Origin of the sequence: Acinetobacter sp. YH12070 (genome assembly GCF_013419625.1) — a bacterium.
GTDB classification, from domain to species: Bacteria; Pseudomonadota; Gammaproteobacteria; order Pseudomonadales; family Moraxellaceae; genus Acinetobacter; species Acinetobacter amyesii.
On sequence record NZ_VOZT01000016.1, the window covers coordinates 42,030 to 63,703 of the forward strand.

A 21,674-nucleotide genomic window follows, 5' to 3' on the forward strand; every position below is an offset into this window, starting at 1 on the left:
AATATGGGGTTATAGCTAAAAACTGCAATGTACGTCTGTATACTAATCACAAGTTTATGTGCATTAAATGTCTCTGGCATGACTGAACAGTGAATAAAAAAGTCTGCCGAAGCAGACTTTTAAAATGATTTAACGCGGTTGAACGGCGCTTTCATATTGAATTAATAAATTGCCATGACGGTCTAGCAATTTCAAGGTTTTTCCAAAAACTTGATAATGCGTTACCTTTTCGAGTGCTGCATGGTACTGTCGGTCTAGCCCATTGTTATTGAGACAAGCCATTTGTGTCGCTGCAATCGGGCCAAACGTTATAGTGTCTTTGCCGGCGTTATAGCCGCCCATTATACGATTACAGCCGTCTGCACCTGAGACACGTTTTGAAGCCGCATCGAATTGAATGCTTGGAATATTATGCGCATTGGGTGCTGTTTTAATTGGGGTATTGCCAATCTGAGTGGCAATCCAAGTACGATTTTGTAATAGGTTTAAATTTTCAGTTATGGTGTTGTCTTGTGCAGGCATGCTTTCACAGCCTGTCACCACTAAAGTTGAAACCAAAGTTGCAGCAACAAATATTTGTTTTAGCATCGGAATTTCCCCGTGGAAGCATTTCAATTATCTAAGCAAATATCGCACAGATAAGCTAGCCATATTTGTATCAATATTTAAGAATTACAATTGATTGGCGCTTGGATTAGACTGTGAATGCGGCAAACCTTGTCGGATTAACTTCGAATATTGTTCACTGCTCAGTTGCTTAATTTGAGAGACGCGGGGGTTAACATGGGCTTTTTGATACCATGTTTTCATATCCCAATTTTGGTCTATGGCATGGAGGTCATACAAATAATTCGGCAAATAACCGGATGCAAATAAGCGGTAATCGGTTGGAAGTTGATGTTTGGAAACCGCTTGAATCATGTCAAACACCAGTGTTGTACAATTACTGGTGAGCGTGTTGTACCATTTAGGTTGAGTCTGCAGTTCATCAGCTTTATGGAGATATTCTACAAACAGCGCCTGCATTTCAGATTTTGGCATGTTTACGGGGAAGAAATAAACCTGTTCTCCGCGTGTATTACTGCGGGTATAGATGATATCTTTTTCATCAGATGCAATAAGGCTCAGTTCATATTTACGGAAAAAACCACCAATCGCAGAGAATTCTTCATTTTTCTCTTTGCGAATTTCAATCGAAAACGTCAGCGGTGGTCGGTCAGCAAAATCAAAACTGACCAGTGTATGGGCAATTTGCGACCCCATCCAATACGAGGTAATGATGTTGACGCCATTGATTTGACTTAGGTCATATTGGCGGGTTTCCCAACGCGGGGTATAGCTGCCATCGGCATGCCAGTCGAAATTACGCACATTGTGTAAGGTGACGAGATTACCTTGCTTTTCATAATGTAGAATTTCAGCTACTTCAGGATTCCATTCACGATCTTGACGCGCTTCCATGCCAAAATACCAAAATAGACCGCAAATAAAGCCCATAATATAAATTAAGACATCTTTACGACGGCTAAAAAAGTGTTGGGTAATATAGATGCCTAAAATGCTCAGGGCAAAAGCAATCCAGATTCCAATGATAATGCGGCTGCCTAACCAGCCTGCCGGTTGCTGTATCCACAAGGCGGCACAGAGCCAAATCGAAGAACAGAGGACAAACACACTAAATAGAGCATGAAGAATACTTCGCCCTATTTTTTTGAACATTGCTTGTTGGTCACTCTGTTGCATATTTTTCTTTTAGCTTAAGATTTTTCTTTATTTTCGGTAAGTTGCGAACTCAAAAGCAATCCCAGTTTTGTCGTCGATATGTTGTTCTGACGCCACTTTTTGAAAGTCCGCAGGAATTTCAGGATAATGCGCATCACCTTGAACATCGAGTTCAACATGCGTGAGTTCTAAACGGTCTGCGATGCCGATGGTTTGCTTAAAAATTTCACCACCACCAATAATAAAAAGACTCGTTGGTTTTTCTGAACTCGCGACATCAGCAACAGCTTGCGTTAACGCCTCGTCGATACTATATGCGACTTTGGTGCCTTCAAATGACCAATTGCTATCTCGTGTAATGACCCAATTGACACGCTTCGGTAGGGTACGTCCCATAGACTCTAAGGTTTTGCGTCCCATAACCACCACACCACCTTGGGTGATGGCTTTAAAGTGTTGTAAATCTGCAGAAATATGCCACGGCAAATCATTCCCTTTACCAATGCAGCGCTGCTGATCCATAGCGACAACGTGCACGATTTCTAAATTTTGAAATGCCATAGTTTGAACTCAAATAGCCGAAATATTTGCCGTCTATTAGAATGCAAAATCCCGCTTGAGGTAAAGCGGGATTTTGCTTTTCAGTTGGGATTTCTAAAAATTAAACAGCAACAGGGGCTTTAATCGCAGGATGTGATTCATAACCTACAATTTCAATATCTTCAAATTTAAAATCGAAAAGATCGGTAATTTCAGGATTGAGTTTTAATTGGCACAGACCCATTGGTTCACGTGTCAGTTGCAACTGCGCTTGTTCGAAATGGTTGGCATATAAATGTGTATCCCCACTGGTCCAAACGAAGTCACCTACACCTAGACCACAAACTTGCGCAATCATGTGTGTTAACAGGGCATAGCTGGCAATGTTAAACGGCACACCCAAAAAAACGTCAGCACTACGTTGATATAATTGGCAGGATAATTTTCCATTTTGGACAAAAAATTGGAACAAGGTGTGGCATGGTGGCAGTGCAACATTACCTGCCTCATTTGGGTTCCAACCCGACACGATTAGACGACGTGAGTTAGGATTGGTTTTGATTTCATTGACCAACCATTTAATTTGGTCAAAACCATCTTGTTCATATAGGCCATCGGCTTTTTTGGTTGCACCGAAATTACGCCATTGATGACCATAAACAGGACCTAATTCACCGGCAGGACGACCAAAACGAGCAGTTTGTTCTGCTGTAGACCATTCATCCCAAATCGAGACTTTATTGTCTTGCAAATATTGAACATTGGTATCGCCTTTAAGGAACCACAACAGTTCAATCACGATAGAGCGGAAATGAACTTTCTTGGTGGTGAGTAAAGGGAAACCTTGAGAAAGATCGAAGCGCATTTGATGACCAAATACAGAACGTGTTCCCGTACCCGTACGGTCGCCCTTGTCGCCGCCGTTGTCGAGAATGTGTTGTAAAAGGTCTAAATACTGGCGCATGTCTCTCTCATAATTTGCTAAATTTCTTGTGGCACATATTAGCTTGTTTTGCGTGTGGAAGGAACTGTGATGGGCGCTTGAATATAGTCAGGTTTAAAAAATCCAAAACATACGGTGTTTATTGGGTGATGACCAAATTTTGCAGGCAACAAGAGCTGAGTTGCCTGAGCTGAAGACGTCTATTTATAACAACTACATCAAGTGTTAACGAGACAATATGTCTGTTAAATCAAGCATGAGCTTAGAAAACGAAGCTCTATTTTTTACATATTGAGAGATGCTTCTTTCGCAGTGTTGAAAAAAATACAGATAAGTTTGATTAAAAAATAAACGTGATTTTTCTCATTATGAAGAGGTGATATTGAACAACTATTTTTGATTAAGAGTTTGATATAAAAAATAAATCTATTTGAATTAAAAATAGACGGTCGTATTTAAATGTGAAGATTTGTTTAAGAAATCTTACATTTTTTACATGAAAAAACATGATTTACGCGGTACTATCACCCTCGTTAAAATTTTTGAATGCCTAAATATAGGCGGGAGTGTGGGTTAAAGAATGGCTTATGATCACAATGTAAACTTGAGTGAAGTGCATGCTCCAGTTCAGGCAAATATCATAATTCGTTCTCAGGCGAGTAAAAATACGGGCAAGTCCAATACCACTCAAAAAGCAGCGACTAAAAATGTGGTATCCCGCAATGGTCAGCGTATCGATATCGATCGTTTGACTGGATTTTTACAAGGCATTACCCGCCAAAGAAGTACTCAGAAATGTGCCCGCAGTGTTCGTTTAGCACTTGAGTCCGCAGGGGCACGTTTTAACGGTCACCCCGTTGCCGCAGCAGATTGGGGCAGCACATTACAAAAAATTGGTTATCAAAAAATTAATTTAGCGTTTGATCGACCAAAGAAAGGCGATATTTATATTATCGACCGCAATCAAAGTAGCCGTTATGGTCATATCGCAGCATATTCAGGTAAGGATTGGGTGTCTGATTATCGTCAAGCGGGTTATGCGGTCTATCGAACTCCAAATGTGAAATATAGCTATTATCGCTTAGCGGATTGATAATCCTTCAGTGAAAAAAGGTTAGTCTTCAAACCTTTTTGCACGCTGACTGTAGATCGAGACGATAAATAATCCAATTGCAGCAAAGCCCACACATTGCAGCGCTAAAATCCAGCGTTGCTCATCGGGTAGAAAATAAATTAAGCACACTAAACATAAAATTGGCAAAGTAGCCAAACCGCATTTTAATGACGGAGTCAGTGTTTTTAGTTTCTGTTGTCTTAACTTATAAAGCAGATCAATCATCATACCAATGGCTAAACTGAAGCCCGCAAAGCGGAGATCTAGTTGTTTTTGTTCAGCGCATAGAAAAATAAGCACGCAGGTACTGATACAAATGATGAGCTTGATTTGTCGGTTACAGCGCTCAGAGTACCAAAACGTCAGCATTTAAACTTTACCTTTGGGCGAAGAGTTCTCGTTTTTATTCAGCAGTGAAATCGGGGAGAGCAGGCAGATCGCCAAAGCCATAAAGCCAATGCCTTGAGCACCCGGAATCAAAATTTCACCCTTATTCATGTTGATAAAAACCAATGCTAACAGCAGTGCAATCGGTATCCAGGTCAATAAACGATAGAGCAAACCTGTTGGATTTTTTGCTGCAAAATGAATCTTGCAATAACGACAAATCAGGAAAATGACGCCTGTACCCATGAACATTAGAATGGCTTGAAGTGTTAGGGGTTCCATCCAATACAGAACACCGGTCAGTACGGCCATCGCAATAAAAAACAAGATTTTTTTAAGTACAGAAACGCTGGGGTTAAACCAAAATTCAAGCATGGATCGATAGTTTAAAAATAAGCTGAATAAACTTTAGCACAGATCAGTTGTCTAATTCAGTCACTTCATGTGCAGTAAATGCGTATGAAGGAGTAAATTTCAGCGCATAAAAAAGCGAGGCTTAAACCTCGCTTGCTTAAAGACATTTAGAAAATATTAGTGATTCTTTTGTGGACCCCAGTCATAGATTTTTTTCTGGTAGGCATACCACATCATCCATAGGCCAATCAGAATCATCGGAACCGTCAGGAACTGACCTTTACTCATCCATCCAATGAACAGTTGACCATTGTCCGGCTCACGGAAGAATTCAACGGTGAAGCGTGCGATACCATATCCGATGAGGAACAAAGCTGAAACGGCATAACGTGGACGAGGTTTTGAACTAAACCACCACAGCACGATAAACAGAATTAAACCTTCACAGAGGGCTTGATAAAGCTGCGACGGATGGCGCACCAACTGGAGTGGATCGGTCGGGAAGATCATGCCGAAAGCAAAATTTGGGTCAGTCACTGCACGACCATATAGCTCGCCACCAATAAAGTTCCCAATACGACCAAACATTAAGCCTGTTGGAACGCAGGGTGCGATAAAGTCGAGGGTCTGGAACCAAGTCATTTTATATTTCTTGCACCACACTAACATGGCAATCATGACCCCAAGGAAACCGCCATGGAAGCTCATGCCGCCTGTCCAAACTTGGAATAGCCACAATGGGTTGGCAAGGAACTGATCGAAACCATAAAAGAAGACATAGCCAAAGCGTCCACCAATCACGACACCTAATGCACCGTAGAAAATCAGGTCAGAGACCATTTCTGCGTTCCAGCCGTCACGTTGTTTTGCACGGTAGGTTGCCAAGCCCCATGCAAATAAAAAGGCCAATAAATACATCAGACCATACCAGTGAACTTGTAGTGGCCCCAGTGATATCGCCACAGGGTCGATATTTGGATATGTCAGCATTGCTGTTCCTTGTCATTATGTTTTACACAGATTTTAGCTGAATGTGCTGAAAAATGTTGTACATTCAATGTGTAAAGATATTGAGAGTTGAATATGTGCATTGTGGCTTTTGCTTGGCAGGTCTTGGATGACATGCCACTCTGCCTGATTTCGAATCGTGATGAGTTTTATCATCGACCGACGACAGGCCTAAAGCAATGGGTAGATAGTCCGATTATTGCAGGGCAGGACTTACAGTCTGGTGGAACATGGATGGGGATAACCGCCCAAGGGCGTTGGGCGATTGTGACCAATTTTCGTGATGGCCGTGATCAGACTGCATATCCCACTTCACGTGGTGCTTTGATTCAGCAATTTTTAGAATCTGAGCAAACGCCCATTCGTTTTGCTCAAGCACTTGAACAAATCCAATGTAATTATGCTGGCTTTAATTTATTCGTTGGCGACGCCACTCAAGCCGTGTATATGAGTAATCGCGGTGAAGCGCCACAAGTCTTAGCCAAAGGGGTTTATGTCACATCCAATGGTTTAATGACTGAACATTGGGAAAAGACCCGACATTTACGCAAACGTTTCACGCAAGAATTTTTACCGATGCTACAAAGCCAGCAACCACAGGCGGATATAGACGCCGCAGCGTGGGATATTTTGGAAGATGAACGTAAAATCATTCCAGCATTGTTACCCAATACTGGGATTCAGACAGAGATGGAACATTTGTTGTCTTCGACCTTTATTCAAAGTCCGGTATATGGCACCCGCTGTTCAAATTTATTGTGTATGCGGGATTCACAGTGGCATTGGCAAGAAAAACAGCAGCAGGGTGAGCAACAAGGACAGATCACCCAGATAGAATTGCTTTTAAAGCCATAAAAAAAGCCGACGATTCGTCGGCTTTTTTTTTAGAGGTGTCTTATGCGGTTTTTTGCGTTGGTTGAGCTTGTTCTACCGCTTCGCCAGCAATCACTCCACCATCTTTACGGGTGATGACAACGGTCGCTGAGCGAGGACGTGAGGTCGCTGCAGCATTGGTTTGTGATGCCGGCCAGTGGCTGGTCGGTTCAGCATAGGATGCTGAATCTTCACCGGGATGTTGCACATTGATAAAAATCGCTTTGTAGTCAGGTGTCATCGTCACACCTGTGATTTCACACTCTTTTGGTCCGGTCAGGAAGCGACGTAAGTTTTCATCATTCAGTTTTGCCCCCACAATGGTTTCTTGACCCGATGAGGTCGTGGCTTTTGTGCCATCACCGACTTGACCTGGAAGTGCAGCAAGCATCATACAGTTGGTGGTATCGGTATAAGCACCGTCATCGGTTTGAATCCATAACACACCACGTGGGTCGAACCACATCCCATCGGGTGAAGACAAGTCGTTATTGTCATTTAAACCGGATAAGTTAATGTTGCTCGCCATTTTTGCTTCAGCACCAAACAGGTAAATATCCCAAGTAAAGCTGAGCGCTGTGGTTGTGTCACCATCTTCACGGAAACGGATAATATGACCGTTGACGTTGCCTTTACCACCTTCAGGGTCGGTGTAGTTACGTGGGTTGGCAGCATCTAGTGCATGCGTCGTACCACGGTTCGAGTTATTGGTGAGGGTCACATAGACTTCACCATTGTCTGGATGTACAGCGACCCATTCAGGACGGTCCATTTTGGTAGCACCGACAGCATCTGCGGCAAGACGTGCGAAGGTCAGAACATCTGCTTGTGAGCTAAAAGGATAAACGCTGTTGCTTTGGTTTAAACCATTGACGTTATAGCTCAATTCAATCCATTGACCTTTGCCGTCGTTGTTAAATTTGGCAACGTATAACTTACCGTTGTTCATGTATTTGTCGCCCGCGGCATAGCCACCGTTGACATCTTTTTTATTCCATTTTTGGTCTGATACAAATTTATAGATGTATTCACCGCGCGAGTCATCGCCCATGTAAAACGCAAGGTTGTCATCTTCACGTAAGCGACTTGCACGGCAGTCTTCATGTGCAAAGCGACCCAGTGCTGTACGTTTTACGGGGTTTTCACGACGGTCAAATGGGTCGATTTCGACAATCCAACCAAAGGTGTTTGGACCATTACGATAATCTTCTGCTGCCTGAGTACCGGTAACATTCGCTGACCAACGGTCATATAAATCTTGTGACTCATTACTTCCAATCGCCGTTTCCCAACCATAGCGTGAGTTTGCACCCGCTTTTAGGCCATAACGGTTGAGTGCCACAATTTCAGCAGGACTACGTTTGGCATCATCTGCTTTCGCACGAGCGAAGTAACCAATGAAGTTTTCTTCTGTCGTCAGGTAAGTGCCCCAAGGGGTATAACCATTACCACAGTTGTTGTGTGTACCACGGGTTTGTTGACCATTGGCTGAAAACTTCGTACTGACTAAGCTTGAGCCTGCAACAGGGCCTTTAAAGTCCATTACGGTCGATGCGGTAATACGACGGTTAAATGGAGAGTTTTGTACCAGTTTAACGGCTTGAGTCTTGCTGTCTTTTTCAATTTGAATCACAGAAACACCGTGTGCATTGACTTCACGGATAACTTCATCTTCAGGGCGACGGTCATCTACTTTGGTTGGGCCTTGTGGGTGTAAGAAGGTTGGATTGATGTATTCATGGTTCATCACCAACAAACCTTGGTCAGACTGTTTGGCATCATAACGTCCAGAGGTGATATTTAAACCAAAGAAGCTCATACCGTCATGGCAGTCACCAGAGCGGAATTGGAAGCTCGGGCCAGAAGGAACATTGTTATCATCCCATGCTGGGTATGCAGGGTTAATCGAGTCACCCATCGCATATAGCACATGCGCTTGATAGCCTTCAGGAACAGTCACAATATCGTCTAAATTTTTTTTCACTGGTGTGAAATTGAACTTGGTTGGTTTTTGATTTGGATCAGTGACAGGTGGTTTGGTATTGCTATTTGAACCTGAGTCATTGTCATCATTACACCCCGTTAATGAAGATGCCAATGCAAGTGCGACTGCACCACTCGCAGTCTTGGTAATCAAGCTACGACGGCTGATGCGTTGTTCTAAAATGTCACGAAAATGAAGGTTATCCGAAGTGTTGTTATCAAGTTCTTGATCTTCGTTATATGGCATGTTTGTCATGAATTTAAATCCTGGCAAAGGTGTGCTGGGTAAAAGTTGATCACATAAAACTATCGATAAAATATGACAATGCTTTGAAGCTAATGTTGCAAACTGATGAAATAGGCGTTTAGATTTCGCTGCATGAAAATTGCAAAACATTAAATGGACGCATAAAAAAAGAGGCTATCTCAGCCTCTTAGGTGTAAAACTCACCAAAATTGTCGAAAAATAAGTTTGTTTAAGGTGCAGATGCACGTCGTTTTTCAATCAGCTTGCCAAAGAACAAACCCAGCTCAAACAGCATCCACATAGGAATGGCCAGCATGATCATCGAAAGCGCATCGGGTGGCGTGGCAAACATGGCGACAAAAAAACAGCCGACGATAATAAAACGACGCTTCTCCACCAAGGTTTGAGTAGACACCACCCCGATCAAAATCAAAATTAGCGTGATGATGGGAATTTCAAAGGTCAGCCCAAACACCAAAAAAAGCTTTAAGCAGAAACTTAAATAACTATTGATGTCCGTCATTGGGGCGACTGTTTCAGGGGAAACACTCATAAAAAAATGTAGGATGGAGGGCAGGGCAACCCAATAGGCAAATGCAATTCCGGCATAGAAGAGGACGATACTGCCGAATAATAAGGGCATCGCCAAATGCCGCTCTTTTTCATACAGTGCAGGTTTGATGAAGGCCCAAAGTTGATAAATCACGAAGGGCATCGCGAGCATTAGCGCGACAAAGAAATTCAGCTTAAACGGCGCCATAAAGGTGGCGGTTACATCCGTTGCAATCATGGATGAGGTCATTGGCAGTTGAGCACGCAGTGGCTCTGACATCAATTGATAGCTTTGATTGGCAAAGGGCAATAAACAAAAGAACAGAATCAAAATGAGTCCTGTAATTTTGATCAAATGCCGACGCAAAATCACCAAATGTTTGGTGATCGGCATTTCTTCCAAATCAGGCACAGTGTTCTGTGAATTATTCAATGAAAGATCTGTCATACGGCCACCTGATATTCTGCTAATGCATCGGTCGAACTTAATGTGGGAGCTTGGTCTGTTTTAATCTCGTGCTTTTTTTTCATTTGGGGTGTAGCCACGGCAAAGATCGTGCTCTGACCACGTTCGATGTACTGATAACGTGGGGATAAATTTTTATTGTCAGGTAGGACGGCTTCTTGTTGTTTTAGCGCAGTCTGTTCTATGGGGTGTTGCGTTTGTTGCAATTCATTCATCTGAGCCTGCATACGCGCTTCGAGCTGTTGAATACGTTGCATTTCTTTTTGCATTTCTTCACGAAGTTCGGACATGCGAAGTTCACGGTCAATATCTGTTTGCACGTTACTGATCAGTCGTTTAACTTTCCCGTACCATTTACCTGCAAAGCGGATACCTTCAGGCAGTTTTTCTGGGCCAAGTACGATCAGCGCAATAATGCTGAACACCAGTAATTCGCTAATACCAATATTAAGCATTATGACAACTCCTTAGCTTTGAACTGAGGAATTGGTTTTATTTTGAGCTTCATGCTCTAGCGTGCGAGGCTCATTAAGCTGTGTGTTTGCTGCGTCTTCATCACGCATCGATTTTTTGAAATCTTTGACCGCGCCGCCGACATCTTTGCCCAAGTTTTTTAGCTTAGAGGTACCAAAGAGTAAAATCACCACAATTGCAAAAATCAGTACATGCCAAATCGATAGTCCAGCCATCTTGTTATCCTCTTGTTGGTCTGCACAACATTTCAGCAGTTGTAGATGACAGTGAAGTGACCAAGATGTTGCAGTTTAAAGACAGCCGCGAAGCTTATGTTCAGTGTTACTATGCATGGATTGAGCAGTGAGGGTGATGTAGTGGCGTTTCTTCTTCCGATATTGGGTTTTTTAAGTGGTCTCGGATTGGCATCATTATCAGGAACCGCATCGCTCAAATCGATTTTCTCTAGCTTACTTGCACGCTGTTTTATTCCAGCCGTAATCATCTACAACATGGTGTTCTATCAAGCAGGCAGTTTAGCGCTCATGCTCTTTAGCTTTAGTGTTGCCGTGCTGATGTTTTATTTATTTCGCTGGCTGTTAAAAGATAGTTTACGTGCCTTGTGTGTCAGTTATTTGAACTTGGCTTGGCTGGGTTTTCCTTTTGCCTTAGCACTGTTTGGCCCTGAAATTAGTGCAGCGATGGTGGCTCTGTATGTCGGTGGCTCTATCTTTGGCAATATGTGGGCCGTGACAGCCGTCAGTTCAGCCCAATTACCATGGTCGAGCGTGATGCAAAAAGTGGCGATGTCTCCCCCTGTATTTGCCTTGATGATTGCAGGCGTCTGTCGAATAGTTGGACTGCAGCATTTAGAAGAACATCAGATCTTAGATTGGCTCTATCAAGCTGCAAAAATTGGAATGAGTTTCACGGGGATGTGTGTCTTAGGCATGTGGCTGCGTCAAACCAAGGTACAATGGCGTGATCTGATTAACAGTAGTCGTATTTATGCGATGAAACTCACCGTTGGCGCGGTGATCTGTAGTTTGAGTTATGCCTTTCTTCCAATTCCCCAGATCGAGAAATATATTGGGGTGATGTTTATGCTCTTTTGCTTACCCCCTGCAGCGAATATTGTGGCTTTAGAAACGCATTATCAAGGAACAGGCACTTCGGCGCGTTATATTGCTTCAGGCACGATTATGAGCTGCATCGTCGTCAGTTTTTATGGGTTAATTTTGCATCTTTTTTCGCTTTAAGATGAAAAGTGAATTATAAATGCCCGTAAAGGGCGACTACTTGAGCTGTTTGCGAATCTGCCAATCACGCACGAGGGCATATATCATCGCGATACCTATCAGGCCTGGAAATCCAACCTGACCTTGCGACAGATTAAGCATGATCGACAGTACAATCAACACTGCAAAAATAGCGTAAGTGGTACGAAAGCCTGAGGTGAGCGGGTAGGTCAGTTGCGCATGGCAATGAGGGCAGCTTAGTTTTTGAAAACCAAGAAAAGAGCGTGTCGGGATTTCAGTTGAAGTGTGATGGCAAGTGTTGCATATGATCTGTATCGGTTGAAGTGCCATAATTATTCTATTTTTATTCAGGGATTGGAGTTAATCTTTGGCATTAAGATTAACTCCAATTTAACTTATTTCAAACTTGCTTTAAATAATTTCATCGCTTGACCACGATGGCTGATTTTATTTTTTTCTTCTTTTGATAATTCAGCACTAGAAACATTCAGTTCAGGCAGCCAAAACAGTGGGTCATAGCCAAAGCCATTTTCACCACGTGCTGCTTCCATCACTTCACCGCGCCAAATCCCTTGGAAAATTTGTGGGAGTGGGTCTTCTGCATGTTGGACCAAAGCCAAGACACATACAAACATCCCTTCGATTGCTTCACCCTCTTTACGGAGCGGTTTGAGGTCAGCAAGCAACTTGGCATTGTTAGCGGCATCATTGCCATGTTCACCTGCATAGCGCGCAGAGTAAATCCCTGGTGCGCCACCGAGTACAGGAACGCAAATGCCAGAATCATCTGCAATGGCTGGCTTGCCTGAAATTTTCGATGCGTGACGCGCTTTGATAATGGCATTTTCAACAAAGCTTAGGCCGTCTTCGATGGCATCTTCAATGTTCAACTGACCTTGTGGAATCACTTCAACAGGAAGATTAAGCTCGGCAAACATTTTTTCAAATTCTGCAATTTTGCCTTTGTTATTACTTGCAAGCACCAAAGTGCCTTGAGATAACCAATCAGTTGAAGCCATGTGAATATTCACCATAAAACAAGATTTGAGGCTATTTTAACAAGATGCTGTGGTTGACAGGCAATAAAAAAGCACCCGAAGGTGCTTTTTAAGATTCAAAAACTTATTGTGCTTGAATCCATTTGTCTGCACGGTCACGTGCTTGACGAATTTGGTCTTGGCTTAAGTTGGCTGCCAATGCCGTTTTCTTACCTTCAGACAAGCTAATCACTTTGTTGTCGAGCATACCATCACGGGTAGAAAGCTCATACCATTGGTATGCACCCATGTAGTTTTTCTTTTGCTCTTCCATCATGGCTAAGTTAAAGCTTGCGCGGTTATCACCACGGCTGGCTGCTTTTTCGAAATATTGACGAGCAAGCGCTTCATCTTTTTTAGTCCCAATGCCATCTGCAAGCATACGACCTACATTAAGCTGTGCTGCAGATAAACCTTGATCAGCAGCAGCCTTATACCATGCAAAAGCTTGACGTTCATCTTTGGCAACGTCTTTACCTTGTTGATATTTAGTGCCTAAGTAAAACTGAGCACCGGGCTGACCTGCTTTAGCAGCTTTACTTAAGCTGTGAATATCCATAATTGAATATTGAGCAGCTTGGCTAGAAACTGAAGATGATGGAGCAACATAATCCGCATGGGCTTGTATGCTAAAAAGTCCAATCAGTAGCGTCGTGCTTAATAATAATTTTTTCATAGAGCGCTCACTCGATAAATTGCGACTTCACCAAATAGATTTGGGAGACGTTTACTGAGTAAACTGTCTTGTTGATCCCCATTCACGGCAAGTCGGTTAATAATCCGGATGTTATTTTCAGCACACAGCGCTTCAAAATCACGGAAAGTACATAAATGAATATTGGGCGTGTTATACCACATATAGGGTAACGCGTCTGAAACGGGCATCATTCCTTTTAATGCAAGGAAAGAACGAGTCTTCCAATGTGCAAAGTTTGGAAAGGTAATAATAGCCTGTTTCCCCACACGCACCATGTCTCTTAAGAGAACGTCTGGTGCATCTACAGCTTGCAAGGCTTGTGCCATAACCACATAGTCAAAAGACTGGTCGGCAAAGCGACTTAAACCTAAGTTCAAGTCCTGTTGGATGATATTTAACCCGCGACTGACTGCAATTGCAATCTTTTCTTGATCAATTTCTAAGCCATATGCACGAATATTGTGCTTTTTGCTCATATGTGCAAGCAGTTCACCGTCACCACACCCTAAATCGAGTACGCTTGACTCTGGTTTAATCCAACGTTCAGCAAGTTGATGATCAATACGCATTAGTTGGTCTCCTTCGGTGTTTCTTGCAGGTGTTTTACACCGCCTAGGAATGCACGTAAGCTTTTCACATATAACGGAATCGGGAACAAGAAAGAGTCATGACCTTGTTCGGCATCAATATCCACATAGCTCACAGGCTTATGATTGCTAATTAATGCATCTACAATTTCTTGCGAACGAGCAGGGGTAAAACGCCAGTCCGTTGTAAATGAAACAACTAAAAATTGACACTTGGTTTTAGACATCGCGGTTTTTAATGATTGCTCATATTCACGTGATGGATCGAAATAATCTAAAGCCTTGGTCATGATCAAATAGGTATTGGCATCAAAGTTACGGCTAAATTGCTCACCTTGATAACGCAAATAACTTTCGACTTGGAATTCGACGTCAAAGCCATACATAAATTTACCTGACTTTAAGTCACGGCCAAATTTTTGTTTCATGGCTTCTTCAGAGAGGTAAGTGATATGACCCACCATACGGGCCAAGATCAAACCACGCTTAGGATAACTATCATTTTCTAAATAACGACCATCATGAAAATCTGGGTCAGACAAAATAGACTGACGCGCCACTTCGTTAAAGGCAATGTTTTGCGCAGACAGTTTTGGTGTGCTGGCAATAATCACGCACTTTTGTAAACGATCTGGATAGTCCACAGACCATTGTAAAGCTTGCATACCACCTAAAGAGCCGCCAATCACCGCATACCACTGCTGAATCTCTAAACGATCAGACAACATGGCTTGGGTTTTGACCCAGTCACGGACAGTCACTAATGGAAAATCAGGACCATAAGGGCGATTGTCATTTTCAGGATTTGGAGAGGTCGGTCCAGTAGAACCGCTACAGCCGCCAATATTATTTAGTGCTACGACAAAGAATTTTGACGTATCAATAGCTTTGCCTGGTCCAATACATGCATCCCACCAACCCGGCTTACGGTCATCTTCATGATGATAACCTGCAGCATGGTGATGGCCTGACAGTGCATGACAAATCAAAATTGCATTGGATTTGTCTGCATTCAGTTCGCCATAAGTTTCAACCATGAGCTCAAAACGTGGGAGTATGCGATCGCATTCGAGCTCTAACGGCTCTTCAAAAATAAACTTTTGTGGGGTAACTAAGCCCACTGAGTCAGCTGGAAAAGACACAGGAATAATTCGCCTTAAATCTTTAGTATGAATAATAAAAGGATACCACTTGAGGGTATCCTTCTAAAGTCATTTTATTGCTATTTGATATTTATAGCATTGAATTAGACTGCAGCAGCAATCACTTGTTCAGTACTCAAAACACCTTGTTCAATTAAACGGTTAGTGCTGGCAATAATCGCCTCGATAGATGCGGTCACGATGTTGTCATGCACACCTGCGCCGAATGCAGACTTACCTGTACCTTTCACTTGAAGCTCAATTAAAGCCAAGGCTTTAGCATGTGCGCCTGAACTGATGCTACGTTCTTCATAGTTCAAGACATCAATCGGTAACTGCAAGGCATTTAAGATGGCAGAGATTGGGCCGTTGCCTTCACCGCGTAATTGCTGGATCTCACCGTTCACTTCGACATCAAGCTCAATGACTTGTTTGCCATTTTCATCATGTAAGCGGTAGTTTTTCGCCGCATAATGCGTATCTTTGGCAGCCACATAAGTGTCTTTAAACAATGACCAGATCGCTTGCGCAGAAATCTCAGTACCGTCTTCATCTGTTTTTTGCTGTACGATTTGCGAGAACTCAATTTGAATACGACGAGGCAACACCACGTTGTAATTTGATTCTAACAAGTACGCAATACCGCCTTTACCAGACTGAGAATTGACACGAATCACCGCATCATAGTCGCGGCCCAAGTCTTTCGGGTCGATTGGCAAATAAGGCATATCCCACATTTCTTCGTTCTTTTGGAACTCAAAACCTTTTTTAATGGCATCTTGGTGTGAACCAGAGAACGCGGTGAAGACCAAATCACCAGCATACGGATGACGAGGGTGTACCGGCAAGCCTGTGCATTCTTCAATGATTGAAATGATTTCGTTAATGTTTGAGAAATCTAAGTTTGGCGCAACACCTTGGGTATACATGTTCAATGCAATCGCTGCAACGTCTACGTTACCTGTACGTTCACCATTACCAAACACACAACCTTCGACGCGGTCAGCACCAGCCATAATCGCCAACTCAGAAGCGGCAATACCACAGCCACGGTCGTTATGACAGTGCACAGAAATAATCACACCGTCACGGCGCTGAATATTACGGTGCATCCATTCCACTTGGTCTGCATAGACGTTTGGACCAGAAACTTCAACCGTTGCAGGCAAATTTAAAATCACTTTGTTCTCTGGAGATGCTTCCCAAATTTCAGTGACCGCATCACAGACATCTTTAGCCACTTCTAATTCTGTTGCAGTAAAACACTCTGGACTGTATTGGAATACAAATTCAGTTTCAGGCTGTTTTGCAGCGTATTCTTTGACTTTCGTTGCAGCGTTAATCGCTAATTGTTTTGCACCAGCAACATCAACATTCAACACTTTATTGCGGAAGGTTGGAGAATTTGAGTTGTAGATATGCACGATGGCACGTTTTGCACCTTGTAATGATTCAAATGTACGTTGAATCAAATGATCACGTGCTTGAACCAAAACTTCGATGTACACATCATCAGGAATATGACCGCCTTCGATCAACAAACGAGTGAAATCAAAGTCGATTTGTGATGCAGAAGGGAAGCCGATTTCAATGTGTTTGAAACCAATTTTCACAAGCATTTGGAACATTTTGAACTTTTGTTCAATGTTCATTGGCTCGAAGATCGCTTGGTTACCGTCACGAAGGTCGGTACTCATCCAGATCGGCGCTTTATTGATTTCGTTATTTGGCCATTGACGGTCTGGTAAGTCTACACGTTGGTACATGCGACGGTATTTTTTGCTTGGATCTGCCAACATCATGTGAAAACTCCTTATAGCACCGTGGATAAATGTCGTGGATAAACGGCAAGGTACTACTTATATAGATTGTGTCTATTCTAGCAATTTACAAGTTTAATTTCGGAGTCTTTAGTCGAAAGTCGAAATAAATCTGTAAAGATTCACATGACTTAGCTTTACCGTAAGCTCGTAAATGTATAACTAAATATTAGTCCATATATTTCGGAAATAATTTCCTATTTTTGCGTCAAGATGCCATTACTGGAAAATATTTTTCTATAAAATTAGCTTTTTTGAAAAATATAATCTTTATTAATCTCATCGACGGTGGCTGTTCCCATCAATGCCATTGTAATCTCAAATTCTTCTTTCAGTATTTTGAGTACATGTGCAACGCCTAAAGCGCCCGCTGTAGCTAAACCATAAATGCAGGGACGGCCGACTAATACGGCAGATGCACCCAAGGCTATCGCTTTAAACACATCTGAACCACGACGAATACCACCATCATATAAAACTGGGAAATCCAGAGGCACAACTTTTTTAATCAGTTCTAAGGCGGTGAGAGGGGAAATGCAACCGTCCAGTACGCGCCCACCATGATTCGACACAATAATGCCTTGTACACCGTGTTGCAGGGCAAGTTCAGCATCATGTGGACTGACAATGCCCTTTAAAATAATTGGTAAAGATGTATTTTGACTGAGCCAAAGGATATCCGCCCATGTCGGTGCAATTTTCATTAGACCTTGAAATAATGGATGTTCATTTTTATTGGTTTGAGGTTGTTGAATAGAGTGATGAGGCTGCGGTTCATGCTTAGGAAGTTCAAAAAACGCATGTCTCTCTCGGTCACGAATTCCTGAATGTGGAGAATCAACGGTCACCACAATCGCTTTAAAACCATGTGCTTCTGCCATTTTGACCAGTGATAATGACTTTTCGCGCTCACCTTGCCAATACAATTGGAACCATTTGAATGGATTGTCCTGCTTTAACTCACGCATATCTGTATTGGTAAACGTACTGAGGATCATATTGCTGCCAAGGACTTCGGCGGCGAGGGCTGTTGCAGCTTCAGCATCAGGATGAAATTGTTGTTGATGACCAATGGGTGCTACAAAAATAGGATGCGGAAAACGTTGCCCTAATATCTCAATTTGGGTATGACCTTGGGTCAGATCTCTGAGCATACGTGGTAGAAGTTGTATCTGTTCAAACTGAGACAAATTGCCACGTACACTGTGTTCATCCATAGAACCACCTTGTAGGTATTGCCACACCATGTGTGACAGGTGCAGTTCAGCCTGTTTTTCGTAATCGGCAATGGTTTGCAAATGAGCTGGTATTTGTGTCAGTGGTTGCAATGGTGAATGTTGACTCATAGAACTGCCCATTGACGTAAAAGATTATGGTAGTGATTCGTCAGTTGTAAAATTTCTTTGCTATCACCTAAATTTTGTCGTAATTGCATAATGGTCTGATCTAAGTTAAAGAGCATACTTCTCTGCCAATCATCTTTGACCATACTTTGTACCCAAGTGCATGCTGCAATACGGGAGCCTGAAGACACTGGCTCAACACGATGTAGACTGGTCGCAGGATAAACAATTGCATCGCCAGCATCTAACTTTACTTCGTGTTCACCATAAGTATCTTCAATGATCAGTTCACCACCTTCATATTCATCGGGTTCTGATAAAAAAATGGTCATTGATACATCAGTACGTACAGTTATATTTTTTTCATTAAAGTAATGGATTGCATTATCGACATGATTACCGTAGTGGCCCGTATCTTGGTAGCAATTGAATAGCGGAGGTAAGATTTCTTTAGGTAATGCAAAAGATTGAATGAGCAGACTTTCTTTAATTTGCTGTAATACTTGCTGACTTAACTGCTGATAGAGCTGACTGTTTGAATTGATTTGTAAATTTTTTTTGATGTTTTGAGCTTGTGCTCCGGCCGAACTTTTTCCTGAAACCCACTGATTATCTTGGTTCATCGCTTGTCTGATGCTTTGAACGTGTTGCTTTGAAAGGACATGAGGGACATGAAGAAGCATAATTTAACCTTAATCTAATTTTAATCAAATCTACATAAGATAAGCATAAATAAAAAAGCCTTAATACAAGATTAAGGCTTTTTTTAGAATATTTAATTTAGAACTTAAAATTAAATGTTAAGCGATAGTTACGTTCAGCACCTGCGATGTAACGTAATCCACCACGGTTGATGCTGTTAATGTAGTCTTCATCAAATAAATTGTTGATGTTGAATTGAATACCTACATTTGGTGTTGCTTGGTAACTAACCATTGAGTCAAATATCCAGTAGTCAGGGATGACAGCAGGACCGACCTGATTGCCATCTTTGTTTTTAGTCATTTCACCATTGTAACGCGCGCCGCTACCAATGCTCCATTTATCCATATTGTAGATCGTCCACAATGTGAATGCATCAGAAGGCGTAAATGGCATATTACTTGAACCATCTGCTGAAACTTGCTGGTTACTCGCAGCTTGGGTTACATTTTTAATGTCTGTTTTTTGATGTGTATAACCAGCAATAACTTGCCAATTGTCATTTAAGTTACCAATCACGCCAAGTTCAACCCCTTTAACTGATTTTTCACCAGTTTGGTAGTATTCTTCACCATCTTTTTCCAACTCATTTGTGAGTTCAGTTTGGAAAAGTGCACCTGTTAAGAGTAAACGGTTGTCAAAAAATTCCCATTTAGCACCAACTTCAATGGTTTCAATTTCTTGAGGATCAAGATCTAAGTTGTTATTGCTGCTCGCTGAACCAGATGGGGCAAATGCATTGGCATTACCAATACCGTCACCACCTGTAATAGTACCCGGTGGTTGTTGTTGGATGGCGTAGTTAGCATACAAGCTACCGTTTTCAGTTGGTTTATATAGTGCCCCAACTTTCCAGTTGAATAGGTTGCCGTCATCTTTAAAGCTTTGTGCAACATAATTTGCCGGTTGACCTGAAACAGCCGTATTCACAAATGTATCGGCATCAAGTTTATAACGATCTAGACGAACGCCACCATTCACAGAAAATTGTGGTGAAATTTCAATAGTATCGAAGGCAAAAATAGAGTAGGTATCCATTTGAGCTTCAGAATCACCATTACCATTGGTATTTCTGACTAAAGCGGTATGTACAGTGCCTTGTGGGTTATACAATGAACTTGTACCGGTAACCGTAGCAGTCCAACCACGTGTTTTCATTTCTTCACGTGTAAATTCAACCCCTGTACTGACATCATGTTTTAAGCGACCTGTATTGAAACTTGTAACCAAGCTAGTTTGGTTAGTTATAATTTCATCTTCAGAATCACTATTATTTGCACTGCCTGAAACGCGCATTGCAGTAGGATCATTCAGGTCAGTTGACGTTGTAGTGAAGGCATTACCTGAGAATGTCGTTAAATATTGATGCTCTGTTTTGCCCCAACGAGAGGTATTTTTGATTTTCGTATTTTCTGATAAATCATACTCTAAACGAGCAGTTGCCATGTCTGCAGTGACATCATCAAAATCTTCAGGTGCACCATAATAATTTGATGTATCCACTGGGTGAGAATTCAAATAACCAGCAAGATTTGAAAAGTCAGTTCGACTACCAGCACTTTTAGCCGCATCAAAACCAGGTAAACCAACGGTTGGTATACCGCCATCCAAGACATTATCTTGTTCAATATGTAGATAGTCTAAGAAAAGGCGAAGATCTGTGCCTAAACCAAAGCCGGCTGAAAGTGCAGCAGCCCATTTTTCATTTGTAACGCCGTCACGACCAATACCGTCTGAGTTTTCACCCATGGCATTAAAACGGATGGCAGTTGTATCGCTTATTGCTTTATTAATATCCGCAGTTGCTCGGTAATATTCATCTGAGCCGAAACCAAGAGTTGCATTGTTAGCGTCTTGAAGTTTTGCTTCTTTTGTTGATAAATTAATTGAACCTGAGGCAGCTGTACGACCATTATCTGTACCAGCAGGGCCTTTAAATACTTCAATTTGTTCGTAATTAAACATGTCTCGAGTAACGTTACCCAAGTCACGTACTCCATCGATGAAGATACTATTTGCTGTATCAAATCCACGCATGGTAACAGCATCACCAGTATTCATTCGTCCGTTTTCACCTAGGGAGAATGTGCCGACACCAGGAACGTTTCGAAGTGCTTCTGTTAGGGTCGTTGCATTTTGTTCTTTTAATACTTTCTCAGGGATAATGGCCATAGTCTGAGTCGTATTTAGTTGAGATTGCGTAAACTTATCTGAAGACGCTTTTTCTACTTTATAATTCTCTTTATTTACAGTTTGATTAATCGTCTCGAGTTGGACAGCTTTTTCTTCAGCCATTACATTGCCTGCAATGATTGAAAGTGATGAAGCAATCGCTGTAGAAACAATTTTCTTACGTGTTTTAATGAAGGCCATTTCGAACCCGATTCGGAGTAGTGAATTTGTATGCGAATAATAATGATTCTTATTTGTTCTTACATCTTTATG

Annotated in this window: 23 protein-coding genes; 3 read left to right on the forward strand and 20 right to left on the reverse strand. The window is 42.1% G+C overall.

What is annotated here, in order from left to right; genetic code table 11:
* Positions 1-129: 129 nt before the first annotated feature.
* From FTU17_RS06685 to thyA, 4 genes are all read right to left on the reverse strand, one after another.
* Positions 130-588 carry an META domain-containing protein gene (locus FTU17_RS06685; protein WP_168377884.1) on the reverse strand — a complete coding sequence of 153 codons (459 nt, stop codon included), beginning with the start codon at positions 586-588 and terminating at the stop codon, positions 130-132.
* 84 nt (positions 589-672) lie between these two features.
* The gene (locus FTU17_RS06690) at positions 673-1,743 is read right to left on the reverse strand and encodes a DUF4105 domain-containing protein (protein ID WP_180134962.1); all 1,071 of its coding nucleotides are present in this window, start codon (positions 1,741-1,743) and stop codon (positions 673-675) included.
* Positions 1,744-1,770: 27 nt separating this feature from the next.
* Positions 1,771-2,283 (reverse strand): dihydrofolate reductase, encoded by a 513-nt coding sequence (locus tag FTU17_RS06695; RefSeq protein ID WP_168377882.1) that lies wholly within the window; start codon positions 2,281-2,283, stop codon positions 1,771-1,773.
* Positions 2,284-2,383: 100 nt separating this feature from the next.
* On the reverse strand, positions 2,384-3,226 hold the full coding sequence (gene thyA / locus FTU17_RS06700; RefSeq protein ID WP_180134963.1) for a thymidylate synthase: 843 nt from the start codon (positions 3,224-3,226) through the stop codon (positions 2,384-2,386).
* 559 nt (positions 3,227-3,785) lie between these two features.
* On the opposite strand from thyA, the gene FTU17_RS06705 reads away from it, so the two are divergent.
* Complete coding sequence (locus FTU17_RS06705) at positions 3,786-4,298, forward strand: peptidoglycan amidohydrolase family protein (protein ID WP_168377881.1); 513 nt, start codon at positions 3,786-3,788, stop codon at positions 4,296-4,298.
* Positions 4,299-4,319: 21 nt separating this feature from the next.
* Here the strand turns inward: FTU17_RS06705 and FTU17_RS06710 are convergent, their stop codons facing one another.
* From FTU17_RS06710 to lgt, 3 genes are all read right to left on the reverse strand, one after another.
* Positions 4,320-4,688 carry a hypothetical protein gene (locus tag FTU17_RS06710; RefSeq protein WP_180134964.1) on the reverse strand — a complete coding sequence of 123 codons (369 nt, stop codon included), beginning with the start codon at positions 4,686-4,688 and terminating at the stop codon, positions 4,320-4,322.
* Positions 4,689-5,081, reverse strand: coding sequence for a hypothetical protein (locus FTU17_RS06715; RefSeq protein WP_180134965.1), 393 nt, complete (start codon positions 5,079-5,081; stop codon positions 4,689-4,691).
* A gap of 156 nt (positions 5,082-5,237) precedes the next feature.
* Positions 5,238-6,050 carry a prolipoprotein diacylglyceryl transferase gene (gene lgt / locus FTU17_RS06720; protein ID WP_180010199.1) on the reverse strand — a complete coding sequence of 271 codons (813 nt, stop codon included), beginning with the start codon at positions 6,048-6,050 and terminating at the stop codon, positions 5,238-5,240.
* Positions 6,051-6,143: 93 nt separating this feature from the next.
* On the opposite strand from lgt, the gene FTU17_RS06725 reads away from it, so the two are divergent.
* Positions 6,144-6,923: an NRDE family protein gene (locus tag FTU17_RS06725; protein WP_180134966.1), complete on the forward strand. Its 780-nt coding sequence runs from the start codon at positions 6,144-6,146 to the stop codon at positions 6,921-6,923.
* Positions 6,924-6,963: 40 nt separating this feature from the next.
* Here the strand turns inward: FTU17_RS06725 and FTU17_RS06730 are convergent, their stop codons facing one another.
* The 4 genes from FTU17_RS06730 to tatA form a co-directional block, all read right to left on the reverse strand.
* Positions 6,964-9,180, reverse strand: coding sequence for a PhoX family phosphatase (locus FTU17_RS06730; RefSeq protein WP_180134967.1), 2,217 nt, complete (start codon positions 9,178-9,180; stop codon positions 6,964-6,966).
* A gap of 220 nt (positions 9,181-9,400) precedes the next feature.
* Positions 9,401-10,171, reverse strand: a complete 771-nt coding sequence (tatC, locus tag FTU17_RS06735) for a twin-arginine translocase subunit TatC (RefSeq protein WP_180113544.1) — start codon at positions 10,169-10,171, stop codon at positions 9,401-9,403.
* The gene (gene tatB / locus FTU17_RS06740; protein WP_180021083.1) at positions 10,168-10,644 is read right to left on the reverse strand and encodes a Sec-independent protein translocase protein TatB; all 477 of its coding nucleotides are present in this window, start codon (positions 10,642-10,644) and stop codon (positions 10,168-10,170) included. Before tatB ends, tatC begins: the two co-directional genes overlap by 4 nt.
* Before the next feature lie 12 nt (positions 10,645-10,656).
* Complete coding sequence (tatA, locus tag FTU17_RS06745; protein WP_078189673.1) at positions 10,657-10,878, reverse strand: Sec-independent protein translocase subunit TatA; 222 nt, start codon at positions 10,876-10,878, stop codon at positions 10,657-10,659.
* 141 nt (positions 10,879-11,019) lie between these two features.
* Between tatA and FTU17_RS06750 the strand changes: the two genes are divergently transcribed.
* On the forward strand, positions 11,020-11,901 hold the full coding sequence (locus FTU17_RS06750) for a permease (protein ID WP_168377993.1): 882 nt from the start codon (positions 11,020-11,022) through the stop codon (positions 11,899-11,901).
* A 36-nt stretch (positions 11,902-11,937) separates the two neighbouring features.
* Here the strand turns inward: FTU17_RS06750 and FTU17_RS06755 are convergent, their stop codons facing one another.
* The 9 genes from FTU17_RS06755 to FTU17_RS06795 all read right to left on the reverse strand — a co-directional run bounded on the left by FTU17_RS06755 (position 11,938) and on the right by FTU17_RS06795 (position 21,602).
* Entirely contained in the window at positions 11,938-12,231 is a 294-nt protein-coding gene (locus FTU17_RS06755) for a hypothetical protein (RefSeq protein WP_180010204.1), read from the reverse strand.
* Between the two features lie 65 nt (positions 12,232-12,296).
* The gene (gene rdgB / locus FTU17_RS06760; RefSeq protein WP_078192870.1) at positions 12,297-12,920 is read right to left on the reverse strand and encodes an RdgB/HAM1 family non-canonical purine NTP pyrophosphatase; all 624 of its coding nucleotides are present in this window, start codon (positions 12,918-12,920) and stop codon (positions 12,297-12,299) included.
* Positions 12,921-13,023: 103 nt separating this feature from the next.
* Positions 13,024-13,614, reverse strand: coding sequence for a tetratricopeptide repeat protein (locus FTU17_RS06765; protein ID WP_078189669.1), 591 nt, complete (start codon positions 13,612-13,614; stop codon positions 13,024-13,026).
* Positions 13,611-14,204, reverse strand: a complete 594-nt coding sequence (gene metW, locus FTU17_RS06770; RefSeq protein WP_180134968.1) for a methionine biosynthesis protein MetW — start codon at positions 14,202-14,204, stop codon at positions 13,611-13,613. The genes FTU17_RS06765 and metW overlap by 4 nt, the downstream gene beginning before the upstream one ends.
* A complete protein-coding gene (locus FTU17_RS06775) occupies positions 14,204-15,364 on the reverse strand; it encodes a homoserine O-acetyltransferase (RefSeq protein ID WP_168377871.1) in 1,161 nt (386 codons plus the stop codon). The genes metW and FTU17_RS06775 overlap by 1 nt, the downstream gene beginning before the upstream one ends.
* A 104-nt stretch (positions 15,365-15,468) precedes the next feature.
* Positions 15,469-17,166, reverse strand: coding sequence for a 2-isopropylmalate synthase (gene leuA / locus FTU17_RS06780; protein WP_111884051.1), 1,698 nt, complete (start codon positions 17,164-17,166; stop codon positions 15,469-15,471).
* Positions 17,167-17,429: 263 nt separating this feature from the next.
* A complete protein-coding gene (locus FTU17_RS06785; protein ID WP_180040543.1) occupies positions 17,430-18,530 on the reverse strand; it encodes an alpha-hydroxy acid oxidase in 1,101 nt (366 codons plus the stop codon).
* Entirely contained in the window at positions 18,527-19,210 is a 684-nt protein-coding gene (locus tag FTU17_RS06790) for a Fe2+-dependent dioxygenase (protein ID WP_180134969.1), read from the reverse strand. Before FTU17_RS06790 ends, FTU17_RS06785 begins: the two co-directional genes overlap by 4 nt.
* Before the next feature lie 97 nt (positions 19,211-19,307).
* Positions 19,308-21,602 carry a catecholate siderophore receptor Fiu gene (locus FTU17_RS06795; protein WP_180134970.1) on the reverse strand — a complete coding sequence of 765 codons (2,295 nt, stop codon included), beginning with the start codon at positions 21,600-21,602 and terminating at the stop codon, positions 19,308-19,310.
* Positions 21,603-21,674: the final 72 nt, after the last annotated feature.